This is a genomic window from Armatimonadota bacterium, assembly GCA_031459765.1.
GTDB lineage: Bacteria > Sysuimicrobiota > Sysuimicrobiia > Sysuimicrobiales > Kaftiobacteriaceae > Kaftiobacterium > Kaftiobacterium secundum.
Window position 1 is genome coordinate 35,967 of record JAVKHY010000001.1, and the last position, 13,844, is coordinate 49,810.

The following is a 13,844-nucleotide window of genomic DNA, read 5'->3' on the forward strand; positions in this document are numbered from 1 at the left end:
CTCAGCGGCTGATGGTGATGCGGCCCTCCGGCCGCGGGCTGATGGTCCGGGCGCGCTGGATGGCCTCGATGACGGCGGTCACCATCAGCGGGCCGCCCGATGGGCCGACCAGGACCTCGCCCGAGGCCAGCATCGCGTAGCCGTCGCCGCCGCGCAGCATGAAGTCGTTCGTCGCCACCGTGTAGGTGGCCGCGTCGTCCAGCGGGCGTCCGCCGACGCGGATCTCCAGGAGGCGCGAGCCGACGGTGCGGTCGGGGTTGAAGCTGTACGTCAGACCGGACACCTGGGGGAAGCGCCCGCCGACCTGCTGCCACTGGCTGACCCCGTTCTCCAGGGCGGATCGGATCGCCGTCCCACGCACCGCCACCTTCACGATGACGTTGCCGAAGGGCAACCAGGCGAAGACGTCGCGCCGGCGGATCGGTCCCGGCGGGAAGAGCGCGTTCGTGCGGATCCCGCCGCCGTTCGTGATCGCCACGTCGGCGGCCACTGCGGCGCGCATCACGTCCGCGATGTAGTTTCCAAGCGCCGACTCCTGCTGGCGCACCGTCTGGTTGCGGGCATCCAGGGGTGTGGTCGTCTCGCCGATCACGACCTCCAGGTCCCTGGCCAGCTGATCCGCGTAACGCCTGAGAAGCGCGGCCATCGCCGGATCGGCCGGGGTCTTCTCGTCGATGGTGACCAGCTCGTGGGCGGCCCGCGGCGCGCCCCGCAGGGGCACGCGCGTCACCCCGAGCCACTTCGCATCCGAGCCGGCTTTGGCGATCAGGCGTCCGCCCACGGTACGCGTCAACGGATCGTGCTCGTGCCCGCCGATGACGAGATCGACCTCCGGGACGGCGGCGAGCAGGCGCTCATCGTCCTCGACCCGCAGGTGGGTCAGGGCGATGATGCGCTCCGCGCCGGCCCGCCGTATCACGGACACAACGGCGCGGGCGGAGGCAATCGGATCTCCGAACCAGGTTGCCCCCGGCGACGACGAGGTCTCGGTCTCAGGCGTGAGCAGGCCGAAGATGCCGACGTTGACGCCGCAGACGTTGCGGATGAGATACAGCCGCGTGCCGGGAAAGGGCCGCGCGCCGGCCACGAAGACGTTCGAGATCACCCACGGGAACTTCGATTCGCCAATCCGCCTTTGCAGCTCGGCCGGTCCGTAGTCGAACTCGTGGTTGCCTAGAGTGGCTGCGTCCACGCCGAGGAGGTTCAACCCGTCGATGAGCTGCGCCCCTTTGAACACCGACGACTCCACCGAGGGTGAGATCAGGTCGCCGGCAAAGAGCAGCAGCGTGCACCGCTCGCTGGCCCGGAACCGCCGCACGGCTCCGGCCAGGCGGTCCAGACCGCCCAGCTTGCCGTTCTCCACGGCGCTCAACTGGTAGTCGTCGTTGAAGTGCAGGACGACCAGCGTCGACGGCTGAGGAACGGCGGACGGCGCCGGCCCGAGCAGCAAGAGCAGCATGGCGATGAGAGCGGAAAGCCGCAGGCGCTTCATGGACACCTCCGAAAATCCCCAAGGGAACAGGGGAGGAGTTCAAGAATCACCCGACGACCCCCTGGCGGAAGGCGCATCGCAGACGCGGCGATGACATCCACCGAAGTCCTGGCCCGCCTTACCCGCATGGGCAACCCCACCAACGTCGCCGGAATGGCCCGGTTCGGGATCACACCCAAGACCCGGATCTCGTCGATCAGGTCTGTGCGCTCATCGCACGCACGCCCTTCGTGCTGAAGAAGATCCGCCAGTGGTCGAAGCGCGACGAGGAGTTCGTCAAGCGTACGGCGTTCTCTTTGATCGCCGAGCTGGCCTGGGGGACCGGCGGCTGACCGGCGCGGAGCTCGAGCGGTTCTTCCCGATGATCACAGCCGCGGCGACCGACGAGCGGAACTACGTGCGGAAGGCCGTGAACTGGGCGCTGCGCAACATCGGCAAGCGAAATCGTGCGCTGAACCGGCGGGCGATCGCCGTGGCGAAGGAGATCGGGAAGAGGGACTCCAGGGCGGCCGCTGGATCGCCGCCGACGCGCTGCGCGAACTGACCAGCGACAGGGTTCAGGCCCGCCTGAGCAGGCCGTCACGGACCCGGGAGATGTAAGGGATGATCAGTCCCGGGCCAGGGTCGCCAGCAGGGGCATGATGTCCACCCCGAAGAGCAGACCGAGATCCCCTTTCGCCGCCTCCCGCTCGCCGAAAGCCGTGGTGGCGTCGGGCTGCACGCCGGGGCCGGCGATCAGCAGCGGAACCGGGTCGGCGGAGTGACCCCGCAGGGCGCAGGGGGTGGCGTGGTCCGCCGTGACCGCCAGGATGACCTCCCGGCGGTCGATCCGGGGGAGCAGCTCGCCGAAGAACGCCCGGTCGATGAGCGCAATCACGTCGCGCTTGGCCGCGCAGTCGCCGTCGTGGCCGGGTTCATCGGGCCCTTTGAGGTGCAGATAGAGGCCGCCGTGGCGGCGGATCTCCTCCGCGGCGCGGTGCGCCCAGGTGCGGTAGGCGCTCTCCCGATCCCTGGCGCTCGGCGGGACTTCGATGATACTCATCCCCAGCAGCCGGGCGATCCCGCGCTCGACCGGCATCTCCACGAAACAGCCGATCTCGACCCCGAAGCGGTCCTTGATGGAAGGGACCCGGGGCAGATGATCGCCCGCGTCGCGCACCAGAATGACGTTGCCGGGCGGCTTGCCCTCGGCGCGCCGGCGTTGGTTCACCGGGTGACCGTCCATGATCTCCCGACTCTTCCGGGTGAACTCGTTGACGAGCTCGGCGGAGATCCAGGCCTCGGGGGAGTCGTCGAGGGGCGTGCACTCCATCACCTCGCGGCCGGGGTTGACCACGGCCACGCCCAGGCCTTCCATCCGCGCGTAGGCCGGGTCGGTGTTGGAGATTTTGGCGGAGAGCCGCCCCTCGCGCGGGTAGAAGACGACGGCGCAGCGGTGCCCGATCGTGGCCCGTACGGTGACGTCCGCCGGTCCCTGCCGCAGTCTGAGCTCGCTGTTCACGGCCTCGGCCAGGGCCCGCGCTTCCTCCGAGGTCAGGTTGCGGCCGACCCGGCGATCCACGATCGTCCAGCCCTCGCCCAGCGTGGCGAAGTTCCCGCGCAGAGCGAGGTCCCCGTCCTTGAAGGGTAGGCCGCTGCCGAGGGCTTCCAGCGGCCCCCGGCCGGCGTGGTAGCGCAGCGGGTCGTAGCCGAGGATGGCCATCACCGCCACATCGGATTCGGGCGCCACGCCCTTGCCGACGGTGATCACCGTGCCCTGCCGCCCTTCGGCGGCCAGGCGGTCGAGGTGGGGCGTCGGCGCCGCCTCCAGGGGGGTCTGCCCGCCCAGCGCCGGGGACGGACGATCGCCCAGGCCGTCCAGGATGACGTAGAGGATCTTCCTCATCGCGCCGCCTCCACCGCCTCGAGGAAAGCCGGGCTGAGCACGCCGGTGTAGACCTCCACCGCCGGACCCGACATCCGCACCGTCCAGTCCTCGCCCACCGTGATCGCCAGCTCGCCGCCCGGCATGACGATCGCCACCTCGCGGTCGGCCAGTCCTTTGCGCACCGCGGCGCAGGCCACGGCGCAGGCGCTGCTGCCCGAGGCCATCGTCTCGCCGGCGCCGCGCTCCCAGATCACGGCCGCGATCCGCCGGCGCGAGTGGACCTGCGCAAACTGGACATTCGTGCGGGCGGGGAAGAGCGGGTGCGTCTCCAGGCGCGGGCCGAGCCGGTGCAGGGCGACGGCGGCCAGGTCGGGGACGAACACCACGCAGTGCGGGTTGCCCACCGACACCGCGGTGATCTGCAGGCGCTGGCCGTCGACCTCCAGGGGTTCATCCACGACCTCGCGCGGCGGGCCGGCCACGGGGATGCGCTCGCTGCGGAAGGTCGCGGCGCCCATGTCCACGGTGATCCGCTCCACGCGCCCGCCGACCTGGTGCAGCGTGACGTGGACGAGGCCGCCGGCCGTCTCCACCGTGAACGCCGGACCGGCGGTCAACCCGTGATCGTGCAGGTAGCGCGCGAAGATGCGCAGGCCGTTGCCGCTCTTCTCCGCCTCGCTGCCGTCCGGGTTGAAGATGCGCACCCCGAAGTCGGCGACGGACGAGGGCACGCGGGCGAGGATGCCGTCGGAGCCCACTCCGCGATGACGGTCGCAGAGCAGGCGGATCGCCGCGGGGGTCAGCGGGAACGACAGGGCGTCCGGCTCGACGACGATGTAGTCGTTCCCCAGGGCGTGGGATTTCACGAAGCCGTTGCGCCGCATGAGCCGCTGGAAGGATTCGGCGCGGAGGTCAGGAGTTCTTGCGCAGCAGCTCTTCCACGAGGCGGTGGACGACCGCCCGGAACCGCCCCCAATCCCGCCAGGTGCTCTCAAGGTCGGGGGCCTGCTCCGGCCCCAGCGCCTCGAGCGCGCCGGCCAGCGCGACCAGCGTCCCCGAGGGCACCCAGCGGAAGTCGGCCACCTGCTCGTGCGGATCCTGCGGTCGGGGCGCGCCGTCCACCCCCTCGATCAGGAAGACGAACGACCGGCAGGCCAGAGCGGGGCCGCCGCGGTAGGTCACCACGGCGATCGGAACGGTCTGCGCCGGCGCCACCGTCCAGCCGGTCTCTTCCCACGCCTCCCGGTGCAGGGCGTGCAGCACCGCTTCGCCCGGCCGGATACCCCCGGTGGGCAGCCGGTACACGCCTGACGGGTAGAACGTCTTGCGCATGACGAGGACGTCGCCCCCCGGCCGACGGAAGACAATGCAGACCTCGTCGGGCCGGGCCGCGCCGCGAGGAAAGGCGAAGGTGTTCGCGCCCAGCTCGACCGCGCGCCGCACGGGGCCGCTCACCGTCCCGCCCGGCGCAGGGCGGAGCGGATGATCCGGTCCAGCAGCTCCGGGAAGGAGATCCCGGCGGCCTTCGCCGCATCGGGCAGCAGGCTGGTCGCCGTCATGCCGGGGATGGTGTTGACCTCGAGCACGACGATGTCGTGGTCCCGCGCGATCATGTCCACACGGCCCATCCCTTCGCAGCCCAGCGCCTGGTAAGCCCGCACGGCCAGGGCCTGGGCCCGCTGGGCCACGTCCTCGCTGACCCGGGCGGGGATGAGGTGGTCGCTGCCGCCGCTGCTGTACTTCGCCTCATAGGTGTAGAACTCGGCGTGGGGGAGGACCTCGATGAGCGGGAGGGGCACGGGGGTGCGGGTCTCGGGATCGTCGAGGATCCCGCAGGTCAGCTCCACCCCGGCGACATACTCCTCGACGAGCGCGAGGGGGCCGTGGGCCAGCGCCGCCTCCATCGCCGCGTCCAGCGCGCCGTCCCCGCGGACCAGCGAGACGCCGATGCTGCTGCCCACCGCGTTCGGCTTGACCACGCAGGGATAGCCGAGCAGCCGCTCCACCTGGTGGTGGACATGCCTGCGGTCCCGCCAGAGATCGGCCGTGACGCTGAGATAGCCGGGAACCGGGATGCGGTGCCACTCGAAGATCTGCCGGCTGCGCAGTTTGTCCATGGCCAGCGCGCTGGCCAGGACGCCGGAACCCGTGTAGGGGATGCCCAGGAGTTCCAGTAGCCCCTGCATCGTGCCGTCTTCGCCGTAGGGCCCGTGCATGGCGATGAAGGCGACATCCACCTGGTCCCGCTCGACGAACCGGCCGCAGGGGCCGGCCGCCCCACGGTCTTCATCGTCCGTGCGCCGCAGGCGCAAACCCTCCCCGGCACCGCCGGCGGGAAGCGTCAGCAGGTCAGACCGCGGCAACCACCTCCCCTCCCTGGTGATCTCCACAGGGAGGACGCGGTACCGCTGCGGATCGAGCGCCGCGACGACCTGGACGCCCGTCGCGATCGAGACGTCGCGCTCGGGCGAGGGCCCTCCCATCAGCACCGCAACCCGCAACTTCCTCACGATCGGGATCCCCGGCGGGCGTCGTCTCGTCGCGCCCCGGCGGTCCGCTGCGGCGGGCGCCCGCGCCAGGCCCGGATCCGTTCCGCCAGCAGCGCCACGGCGCCCTCGCCCAGCACGCTGGCGAAGGGGATCACCCGCGCCCGGGAGGGAATCTGCGCGGCGATGCGCTCGAGCACCTTGGGCGAGGCCAGGACGACGTCGGCCGCCCGAAGCACCTGGCGCAGCCGGGCGGCGTGCTGAAGCGTCGCCGTCAGGATGCGGGCGCGGGAAATCCCCACGGCGCGGATCGAGCGGGCCTTGCTCTGCACTCCTTCCTGGGTGGCGCAGACCAGCGCGATCCGGCTGCCGGGGGGCAGGTGGCCGACCTCGTCCAGCGTGTGGAAGTCCGGCGCCGCCATCAGCCCGACGACCTCGTGGCGGGGCAGGGCGGCCTGGACCTCCTCGACGTGAAACAGGGTCGTGGCCACGATGTCAAGACGCTCCGCGGCGCCGCGGAGGTCGGACAGGAGGACCGCCTCCAGCGGATAGCCCAGCCTGGCGCTCAACTGCCGCGAGAAATACGCCAGGTCCGACGGATTGCACTCCACGAACCCCACCCGGGGTCCGGCCTGCTCCCACCGGGCGGCGGCACGCGAAGCCACGAGGTCGGCCACCGCCGTCTCGGAGAGGCCCCGCGCGGCGGCCTCCGCCAGGAGACGATCGGCCAGCGGCACGAGCTCGGCGGCGCCGTCGGAGGGAGGGGTCGGGGGCACGTACGTGCCCCGTCCCGGGGCCGTCACCACCCATCCCTCCCGTTCCAGCGCGGCGTACACCTTGGCCACGGTGTTGCGGTTGACCCGGAGAAAGCCGGCCAGGACGCGCACCGGCGGCAGGCGATCCCCGGGCGCGAGGTGCCCGGCCCGGATGAGCGCCTGCAGCTGACCGGCAATCTGGCGGGCGATGGGCAACGGGCCGTCCCGGCGGACACGGACGGCGAGGGGGGTGATTGTCCTGGTCTTAGTAGGACACACTATGACAATTATGCCCGCCCCCGCAGGATCCAGTCAACCTCCCCGGCGGGGAGTGCGGGAAAGGGACGGGCCACCTCCGGCGAATACTCTCCGGGTCGGGCGGATCCGGGGGAGGCCGATGGCGCAGAAAGAGATCGAGGTCATCCTGATGCGACAGCTGGCCAGCTACCTCAGCGTGCCCATCTTCGTCGTCAACCCCGAGGGAACGCTGCTCTTCTACAACGAGCCGGCCGAGGGCCTGCTCGGCGTGACCTATGATGAGGCCGGCGAGATGCCCATGGCGGAGTGGTCCACGATCTTCAAGCCCACGGACGAAGCCGGTCGGCCTCTGCCTCCGGACACGCTGCCGCTGGTGGCCACCCTGCGCACAGGATTGCCTTCCCGCGCCACCTTGTGGATCACGGGTCTGGACGGGGTGCGCCGCAAACTCGACATCATCACCTTCCCCCTCAGCGGACAGGGCCACCGCCTCCTGGGGGCCGCGGCCATCCTCTGGGATGTGAACCCCCGATGATGGTGACCCTGTGGGGCACCCGGGGCTCGCTGCCCAGCGCCGGCCCCGAGACGGTGCGCTACGGAGGAAACACCTCCTGCGTCGAGGTGCGGGGCGAGGACGGCACCCTCATCGTGCTGGACGCCGGAACCGGAATCCGCCGGTTGAGCGCGGCGGTGGACCCGGACGACCGGCGCATCCACATCCTCCTCACGCACCTGCACATGGATCACCTCCAGGGGTTGGGGTTCTTCGAGCCCCTGTACCGCCCCGACGTCGAGGTGCACCTCTGGGGACCGCCGTCCACCACGCACGACCTGCGCACGCGTCTCCTCAAGTACCTCTCCCCGCCGCTGTTCCCGGTGCGTCTGCGCGATCTGCCCTGCCGCCTGTTCCTGCACGATGTCCCCATGCGGGACTTCCCGCTGGAATCGTTGCGCGTCCACTGCGCGCTGGTCTGTCACCCCGGCCCGACGGTGGGCTACCGCCTCACCGAGGACGGAGCCGCCCTGGTCTACATCCCCGATCACGAGCCGGCCCTCGGCGCCAGGCGCTTCCCGCTCGCCCCGGAGTGGACGTCGGGCTACGACCTGGCCAGAGACGCCGACCTGCTCATCCACGACGCGCAGTTTACCGACGCGGAGTACGCCAGGAAGGTGGGCTGGGGACACAGCGCCCTCCGTCACACGGTGGCCTTCGCCTCCCTCGCCCGGGTACGACGTCTGGTGACGTTCCACCACGACCCCGGCCACAGCGACGACCTGCTGGACGCCCTCGCCGGGGAGGCGCGCCGGGCCGGGCCGCTGCCCTTCGAGTTCATCCCGGGCCAGGAAGGGATGATTTTCCAGGTGCCCTCGCGCGCGTGACCGACGTCGGGCTGATCCTGGCGGCCCGGGGAATCCGCACCTTCGCCTACGGGTATCTCAGTGTGCTGCTCGGGGTCTACCTGGAGCAGATCGGTGTTGCGCCCTGGCAGGTCGGCGCCCTCCTGACCACGACCCTCGCCGGCTCCGCCGTCCTCACCCTCGGCCTCTCCGCCGCCGCCGACCGCTGGGGACGTCGCCCGATGCTGATGGCGAGCGCGCTGCTCATGGCGGCCTCCGGGGCTGCCTTCGCCGCAACCGCACGCTATCCGCTGCTGATCCTGGCCTCGCTCACCGGCACGATCGGCGTCACCTCCGGCGAGGTCGGCCCGTTTCTGTCCCTGGAGCAGGCCACCCTGACCCAGGCGGCGCGGCCGGAGCGGCGCAACGCCGCCTTCGGCTGGTACAACACGGTGGGAGCACTCAGCGGCGCCCTCGGTGCGCTCTTCGCCGGAACTCCCGCCCTGCTCCAGGCTTGGCTGGGATGGAGCTCCACGGCGGCGCTGCGGGTCATGTTCGTGCTCTACGCCGCGATCGGGCTGGTCGGATTCCTGCTCTTCGCGCGGCTCTCGGCGGCCGTTGAGGTGGCCTCCGGCAGCGGCGCTGCCGCGTCCGCCCGGGGGATGCCGGCGCGGGGCGGTCTGGGTCGTTCCCGGGCCCACGTCCTGCGCCTGGCCGCGCTCTTCGGCCTCGACTCGCTGGCCGGCGGCTTCGTCGTGCAGAGTCTGATCGCCTTCTGGTTCCATCTGCGCTGGGGCGCGGGCCCTGAGGTGCTCGGTCCCATCTTCCTCGGTGTCGGCCTGCTCCAGGCGGTCTCCTTCCTCATCGCGGCGCGGCTCGCGGACCGATTCGGGCTGATCAACACCATGGTCTTCACACACCTGCCGAGCAACGTCTTGTTGATGCTCATCCCCGCGGCGCCGACGCTGTCCTCTGCCGTGATCCTGCTGCTGGCCCGTCACGCCCTCTCCCAGATGGACGTCCCGACGCGGCAAAGTTACGTCATGGCGGTGGTTGATCCCGAGGAACGGAACCGCGCCGCAGCGGTGACCCACGTCGTCCGCAACGCGGCGCAGGCCGTGACCCCCATCGTCTCCGGGTACGCGATGCAGGGGGCGGCGCTCGGGCTGCCCTTCGTCGTCGGCGGCGCGTTGAAGAGCGCCTATGATATCATCCTCTACGTGCAGTTCCGTCATCTCCGCCCGCCCGAGGAACGCGCGCCGCGGCGATGATCCGCGGGGTCATCTTCGATCTCGGCGGGACGCTCGTCTACTCCGCAGAGTTCGAGGCCGCCAACGCGCAGGCCCTGACGCGCTGGCTGCGCGCGCGCGGGTACACCGTCCCGGACGAGTTCGCCCCCGCCGTGATGGAAGAACGGAGGGCGCGGTGGGCGGCCCGCCGCGGGACCGAGGAAGTCACGGCGCACGAGGCGCTCCAGGCCGTGCTGGAGCGGTACGGCCTGCCGGCGGATGCGGCGTTCGTGGCGGACGCCGAGCGGGCGTTCTTCGGGCCGGAGCTGGAAGGGATGCGCCCCCGGCCCGGGGCGACGGCCTTGCTGGCCCGACTGGCGGGAGCGGGGCTCGCGCTCGGACTCATCTCCAACGCCTCGTCTCACTATCTGATCGTCGCGTGCTGTCGCCGGCTGCTGTTCGAGCCCTACCTGGACCCGATCGTGGTCTCGGCCGCGGTGGGGTGGCGTAAGCCCGATCCCCGGCTCTTCCGCATCGTTCTGCGGCACTGGAACCTGGAAGCGTCACAGGTGGTCATGGTGGGCGACTCGCTTGAGGCGGACATCGCCGGCGCGCAGGCGGTCGGCATGCGGTCCATCCTGGTCACCCCGGAACCCGATGGCCGGCCGTCCGCCCCGCCGGACCCCGCCGCCGTCGCCGACGTCCGCCCCGACGCCGTCGCCGCGGATCTCCGCCAGGTGGAAGCGATCATCGACCGCTGGAGGGAAGAGCCGTGACCACCTGGTCGCCGCGCCCGGAAGCTCACCGTCATCCGCCGCAGAGAGCGGTGATCACGGCGACGCAGCGGTCGAGATCCGCATCCCTCACCAGCACGTAGTCGTTGTGGAAGGACGGCAGCAGCTGCGCCTCAAGACCACTGTCGGCCAGCGCCTGCCTGAGGCGGGCCGGAAACGCCGCATCGGGTCCCGGCGGCGTCACCGCCACCAGTCGGTATCCTGCCGTCGCGGTCGCGGCCGGGAAACGCGGGGCCAGCCGCTCCCACTCCCGCCGCTGGGCGATGACGACGACGAAGGCGCCTTCCCGGTACGTGAAGAAGGGCGCGGGCACGCCGGCCAGGGCGAGCTGCAGGCTGCGCTCCAGATACCCGGGGACGCGGGAGCGCACGAACTCCGGGTCGTGCACGTGGACGGCGCTCACCGGCGTCGCCGCAGGTCCAGACCCATGATCTCCCCCCCGGACCGGCCCCCGGCCGATCAGGCCGCGGCCAGCGCCTGCTGGAAGTCCTCGAGGAGGTCCTCCGGATCCTCGATCCCGACGCTGACCCGGATCAGGCCGTCGGTGATCCCGGCCGCCTCGCGGACCTCGCGGGGCATGTGCACGCTGCTGAGCGAGGCGGGATGGGAAACCAGCGTGGTGGTGCCGCCCAGGCTGGTGGCGCGTTTGGCCACCCGCAACGCTTCCAGGACGCGCACGCCCGGCCCGTACCCGCCCCGCACCTCGAAACTCAGCATGCCGGAGAAGCCGCGCATCTGTCGTCGGGCCAGGGCGTGTCCCGGGTGGGAAACCAGCCCGGGGTAGTGCACGCGTTGCACCTTCCGGTGCTCGGCAAGGAACTCGGCCAAACGCTGGGCGGATGCATTCTGTCTCTCCACCCGCAACCCCAGCGTGAGCAGGCCGCGCGAGGCCAGCCAGGCCCCGAAGGGATCGATCGTCGCCCCGAAGATGCGCAGGATGCGTTTGGCCCGCGCGATGAAGGCGGCGCGGCCGGCCAGCACGCCAGCGGTCAGATCGTGGTGGCCGCCCAGGTACTTGGTCGCGCTGTGCACCACCACATCCACCCCCAGCGCGATCGGGTTCTGGTTGTACGGCGTGGCAAAGGTGTTGTCGGCGATCGTCAGAGCGCCGTGGTGACGCGCCAGCTGGGCGACGCCGGCGATGTCGGTGATCCCCAGGAGGGGATTGCTGGGGGTCTCGATGAACAGCAGCCTGGTATTCGGTCGCAGGGCGCGCTCATAGGACGCCACCGCCGTATCGGGGATCAGCGTGGTCTCGATCCCATAGGACGGCAGGAGGTCGGCGAACAACTGGTAGGTGGCCTGGTAGATCGCCTGCGGCGCCACGGCATGGTCTCCCCGCCCGACCGCCGTGAGGACGGCGGTGGAGATGGCCGCCATGCCTGAAGCCGTCGCCAGGGCCTCCTCCGCCCCTTCGAGCAGCGCCACTTTCTCTTCGAACACCCGTGTCGTCGGGTTCGCCCACCTGGTGTAGACGTAGCCCGGAGGAATTTCCTGGCCGAGACGGATCCCTTCCTCGGCCGTGTCGTAGTAAAAGGTGGCCGTCTGGTAGAGGGGCGGGACGACCGATTTGTGCTTGTCCGCCATCGCCCCGCCGTGAACGGCTGTGGTCGTGAATCCCCAGCGTGATGTCATCGGTATCTCCCCGGGATGCGCGTTTGGGGAATCTTCTGCGGCAGCGCGAATCCACCCTATCGTGAAGCTCGGCGCCCACGTCAGCATCCGCGGACGCATCCACCTGGCCGTGGACCGCGCCCGGGCCATCGGTTGCGAGTGCCTGCAGATCTTCGTCGGCAGCCCGCGGCAGTGGCGGGAGGTCGTCTATGCGGACGCCGATCTGGACCTGTTCATCGAGAAGCGGGCCCGGGCCGGGATCGACCCGCTGGTCGCGCATACCGCCTACCTGATCAATCTCGGCGCCGCGGACAGCGCGGTACACCGGAAGTCCACGGCGGCTCTGGTGTATGCCCTGCGCACCATGGACCGCCTGCAGGGGCTGGGGGCCGTCACCCACCTGGGCAGTCGCGGCGGGCAACCGTGGGCCCGGGCCTCGGCCCGCGTCGTCGCCGCCCTCACGGCGGCGCTGGAGGCCACGGATCGCGCCATGATCCTCATGGAGCACAGCGTCGGCGCCGGCGGACAGATCGGCGGCACCTTCGAGGAGCTCGCCGAAATCCTCGACCGCATGGACCACGATCCGCGCCTGGGGATTTGCCTGGACACCTGCCACCTCTTCGCCGCAGGCTACGATTTGCGCACCGCGGACGGCGTGGAGGCGACGCTGCGGGCCTTCGACCGGATCGTGGGGCTGCGCCACCTGCACGCCCTGCACCTCAACGACTCCCGGGGGGCGCTGGGCTCGAGGCTCGACCGCCATGAGGATATCGGGAAGGGCCGTATCGGCCTGGCCGGGTTTCGGGCCCTGGTGAACCATCCGCGGCTGCGGCGGCTCGGGGCGTTCATCGAGACCCCGCACTTCGAAGAGGAGGGCCCCGATCGCCGGAATCTCGACCTGCTGAAACGTCTGCGCAGGGAAGGGGCGGCTCAGCGCCGCGTCGGCGCGGCCGGAGGGGTGAGACGCAGGAACAGGTGTTCCAGCAGCAGCCGCGGATGAACGTTGCGCGCCAGCGCGTCCCGCGCCTCCTGCACGGCCGTGATGCGCGCCGAGAGCACCGCGGGCGGAATCCGTGCCGCCAGCTCGGCGATCTTCCCCTTGCGGTCGAGGTTGATCAGGAGCGCCTCGTCCCTGGTCTCCTGCCAGACAAGGAGGTCGCGGAACCAGAACATGGCCACGTCCAGCAGATCGGCCAGGCGACCCTTCTCCGCGGCCATCGCTTCGGCGGCGTCCATCCGTTCCAGCGGGTCGGCCGTCTCCAACCGCTCCAGCAGATCGAGCGCCTGCTCCCGCCAGGCCAGCGCCTCCGGCGAGGCGGCCCAGGTGATCGCCCGACCCAGCTGGCCGCCGGCCAGCGCGGCCATGAAGCGGGCGCGGCCGGGATCGACCCCGTGGCGGGAGATGAGCGCCTGTTCGATCTCCGCGCTGGGAATGAGCGAGAAGCGGACGAGCTGGCAGCGGGAGACGACGGTGGGAAGCATCGGCACCGTGGTTTCCGCGATAAGGATGATCACGACCTGCGGGGGCGGCTCCTCCAGGATCTTCAGCAGGCTGTTGGCCGCATCCACCTGCATGCGGTCGGCGCCGACGAAGATGTAGACTTTGCAGCGGCCCTCCAGGGGCGGAAAGGCCACCTCGCGACGGAGGGCCCGAACCTGGGCGATGCCGATGACCTTCTTCTTCTGCTCCTCCGGATCGGCGTCGAGGAGCAGGCCGCGTTCGGCGTCGATGAGGCGCACGTCGGGATGCTGGTCGGCGCCGATCAGCCGGCAGGCCCGGCAGTCTCCGCAGGCGTCGCCGATCTGGGCGTGGGGCCGTTCGCAGTTCAGCAGTTGGGCGAAGGCCCTGGCCGCAGCAGTGCGGCCGACCCCGGCCGGGCCGACGAAGAGGTAGGCGTGGGTCACGCGTCCGGTGCGGACCGCGGTGCGCAGCACCATCACGGCGTGACTTTGATCGATGAGGTCCCGAAAGGGCATCGCCGGTTACCGCCCGTCCACCGGAGGGAGGGGA

The 13,844-nt window shown here is 70.9% G+C and carries 15 protein-coding genes; 6 read left to right on the forward strand and 9 right to left on the reverse strand.

All coding sequences use genetic code 11. The features are described 5' to 3' along the window. Position 1: 1 nt before the first annotated feature. Positions 2 to 1,492 (reverse strand): 5'-nucleotidase C-terminal domain-containing protein, encoded by a 1,491-nt coding sequence (locus QN141_00170; GenBank protein MDR7556886.1) that lies wholly within the window; start codon positions 1,490 to 1,492, stop codon positions 2 to 4. Between the two features lie 361 nt (positions 1,493 to 1,853). Between QN141_00170 and QN141_00175 the strand changes: the two genes are divergently transcribed. After that, complete coding sequence (locus tag QN141_00175) at positions 1,854 to 2,036, forward strand: DNA alkylation repair protein (protein ID MDR7556887.1); 183 nt, start codon at positions 1,854 to 1,856, stop codon at positions 2,034 to 2,036. Between the two features lie 63 nt (positions 2,037 to 2,099). Here QN141_00175 and QN141_00180 read toward each other — a convergent pair whose 3' ends face one another. The 5 genes from QN141_00180 to QN141_00200 are packed head-to-tail and all read right to left on the reverse strand — an operon-like array spanning position 2,100 to position 6,816. Next, positions 2,100 to 3,377: an alkaline phosphatase family protein gene (locus QN141_00180; protein ID MDR7556888.1), complete on the reverse strand. Its 1,278-nt coding sequence runs from the start codon at positions 3,375 to 3,377 to the stop codon at positions 2,100 to 2,102. Then, the gene (gene dapF, locus QN141_00185; protein MDR7556889.1) at positions 3,374 to 4,243 is read right to left on the reverse strand and encodes a diaminopimelate epimerase; all 870 of its coding nucleotides are present in this window, start codon (positions 4,241 to 4,243) and stop codon (positions 3,374 to 3,376) included. The genes QN141_00180 and dapF overlap by 4 nt, the downstream gene beginning before the upstream one ends. Before the next feature lie 28 nt (positions 4,244 to 4,271). After that, positions 4,272 to 4,802, reverse strand: coding sequence for an NUDIX hydrolase (locus QN141_00190; protein MDR7556890.1), 531 nt, complete (start codon positions 4,800 to 4,802; stop codon positions 4,272 to 4,274). A gap of 8 nt (positions 4,803 to 4,810) precedes the next feature. Next, positions 4,811 to 5,869, reverse strand: coding sequence for a D-alanine--D-alanine ligase (locus QN141_00195; protein ID MDR7556891.1), 1,059 nt, complete (start codon positions 5,867 to 5,869; stop codon positions 4,811 to 4,813). Then, positions 5,866 to 6,816, reverse strand: coding sequence for a GntR family transcriptional regulator (locus QN141_00200; GenBank protein MDR7556892.1), 951 nt, complete (start codon positions 6,814 to 6,816; stop codon positions 5,866 to 5,868). The genes QN141_00195 and QN141_00200 overlap by 4 nt, the downstream gene beginning before the upstream one ends. 181 nt (positions 6,817 to 6,997) lie before the next feature. On the opposite strand from QN141_00200, the gene QN141_00205 reads away from it, so the two are divergent. Genes QN141_00205 through QN141_00220 form a run of 4 tightly spaced genes read left to right on the forward strand, consistent with a single transcriptional unit; the run spans position 6,998 to position 10,201 of the window. Beyond that, positions 6,998 to 7,393: a hypothetical protein gene (locus tag QN141_00205; protein MDR7556893.1), complete on the forward strand. Its 396-nt coding sequence runs from the start codon at positions 6,998 to 7,000 to the stop codon at positions 7,391 to 7,393. Continuing rightward, on the forward strand, positions 7,390 to 8,238 hold the full coding sequence (locus QN141_00210) for an MBL fold metallo-hydrolase (GenBank protein ID MDR7556894.1): 849 nt from the start codon (positions 7,390 to 7,392) through the stop codon (positions 8,236 to 8,238). Before QN141_00205 ends, QN141_00210 begins: the two co-directional genes overlap by 4 nt. Beyond that, on the forward strand, positions 8,235 to 9,467 hold the full coding sequence (locus QN141_00215) for an MFS transporter (GenBank protein ID MDR7556895.1): 1,233 nt from the start codon (positions 8,235 to 8,237) through the stop codon (positions 9,465 to 9,467). The genes QN141_00210 and QN141_00215 overlap by 4 nt, the downstream gene beginning before the upstream one ends. After that, positions 9,464 to 10,201, forward strand: coding sequence for an HAD family hydrolase (locus tag QN141_00220; protein ID MDR7556896.1), 738 nt, complete (start codon positions 9,464 to 9,466; stop codon positions 10,199 to 10,201). Before QN141_00215 ends, QN141_00220 begins: the two co-directional genes overlap by 4 nt. Before the next feature lie 31 nt (positions 10,202 to 10,232). Here QN141_00220 and QN141_00225 read toward each other — a convergent pair whose 3' ends face one another. Together QN141_00225 and QN141_00230 are read right to left on the reverse strand one after the other, a co-directional pair. Continuing rightward, positions 10,233 to 10,622, reverse strand: coding sequence for a hypothetical protein (locus QN141_00225; GenBank protein MDR7556897.1), 390 nt, complete (start codon positions 10,620 to 10,622; stop codon positions 10,233 to 10,235). 56 nt (positions 10,623 to 10,678) lie between these two features. Continuing rightward, positions 10,679 to 11,854 carry an aminotransferase class I/II-fold pyridoxal phosphate-dependent enzyme gene (locus QN141_00230; GenBank protein ID MDR7556898.1) on the reverse strand — a complete coding sequence of 392 codons (1,176 nt, stop codon included), beginning with the start codon at positions 11,852 to 11,854 and terminating at the stop codon, positions 10,679 to 10,681. 61 nt (positions 11,855 to 11,915) lie between these two features. On the opposite strand from QN141_00230, the gene QN141_00235 reads away from it, so the two are divergent. After that, a complete protein-coding gene (locus QN141_00235; protein MDR7556899.1) occupies positions 11,916 to 12,833 on the forward strand; it encodes a deoxyribonuclease IV in 918 nt (305 codons plus the stop codon). On the opposite strand, the gene holB is transcribed toward QN141_00235, so the two are convergent. Further along, positions 12,764 to 13,810, reverse strand: a complete 1,047-nt coding sequence (gene holB / locus QN141_00240) for a DNA polymerase III subunit delta' (GenBank protein ID MDR7556900.1) — start codon at positions 13,808 to 13,810, stop codon at positions 12,764 to 12,766. The genes QN141_00235 and holB overlap by 70 nt on opposite strands. Positions 13,811 to 13,844 lie beyond the last annotated feature (34 nt).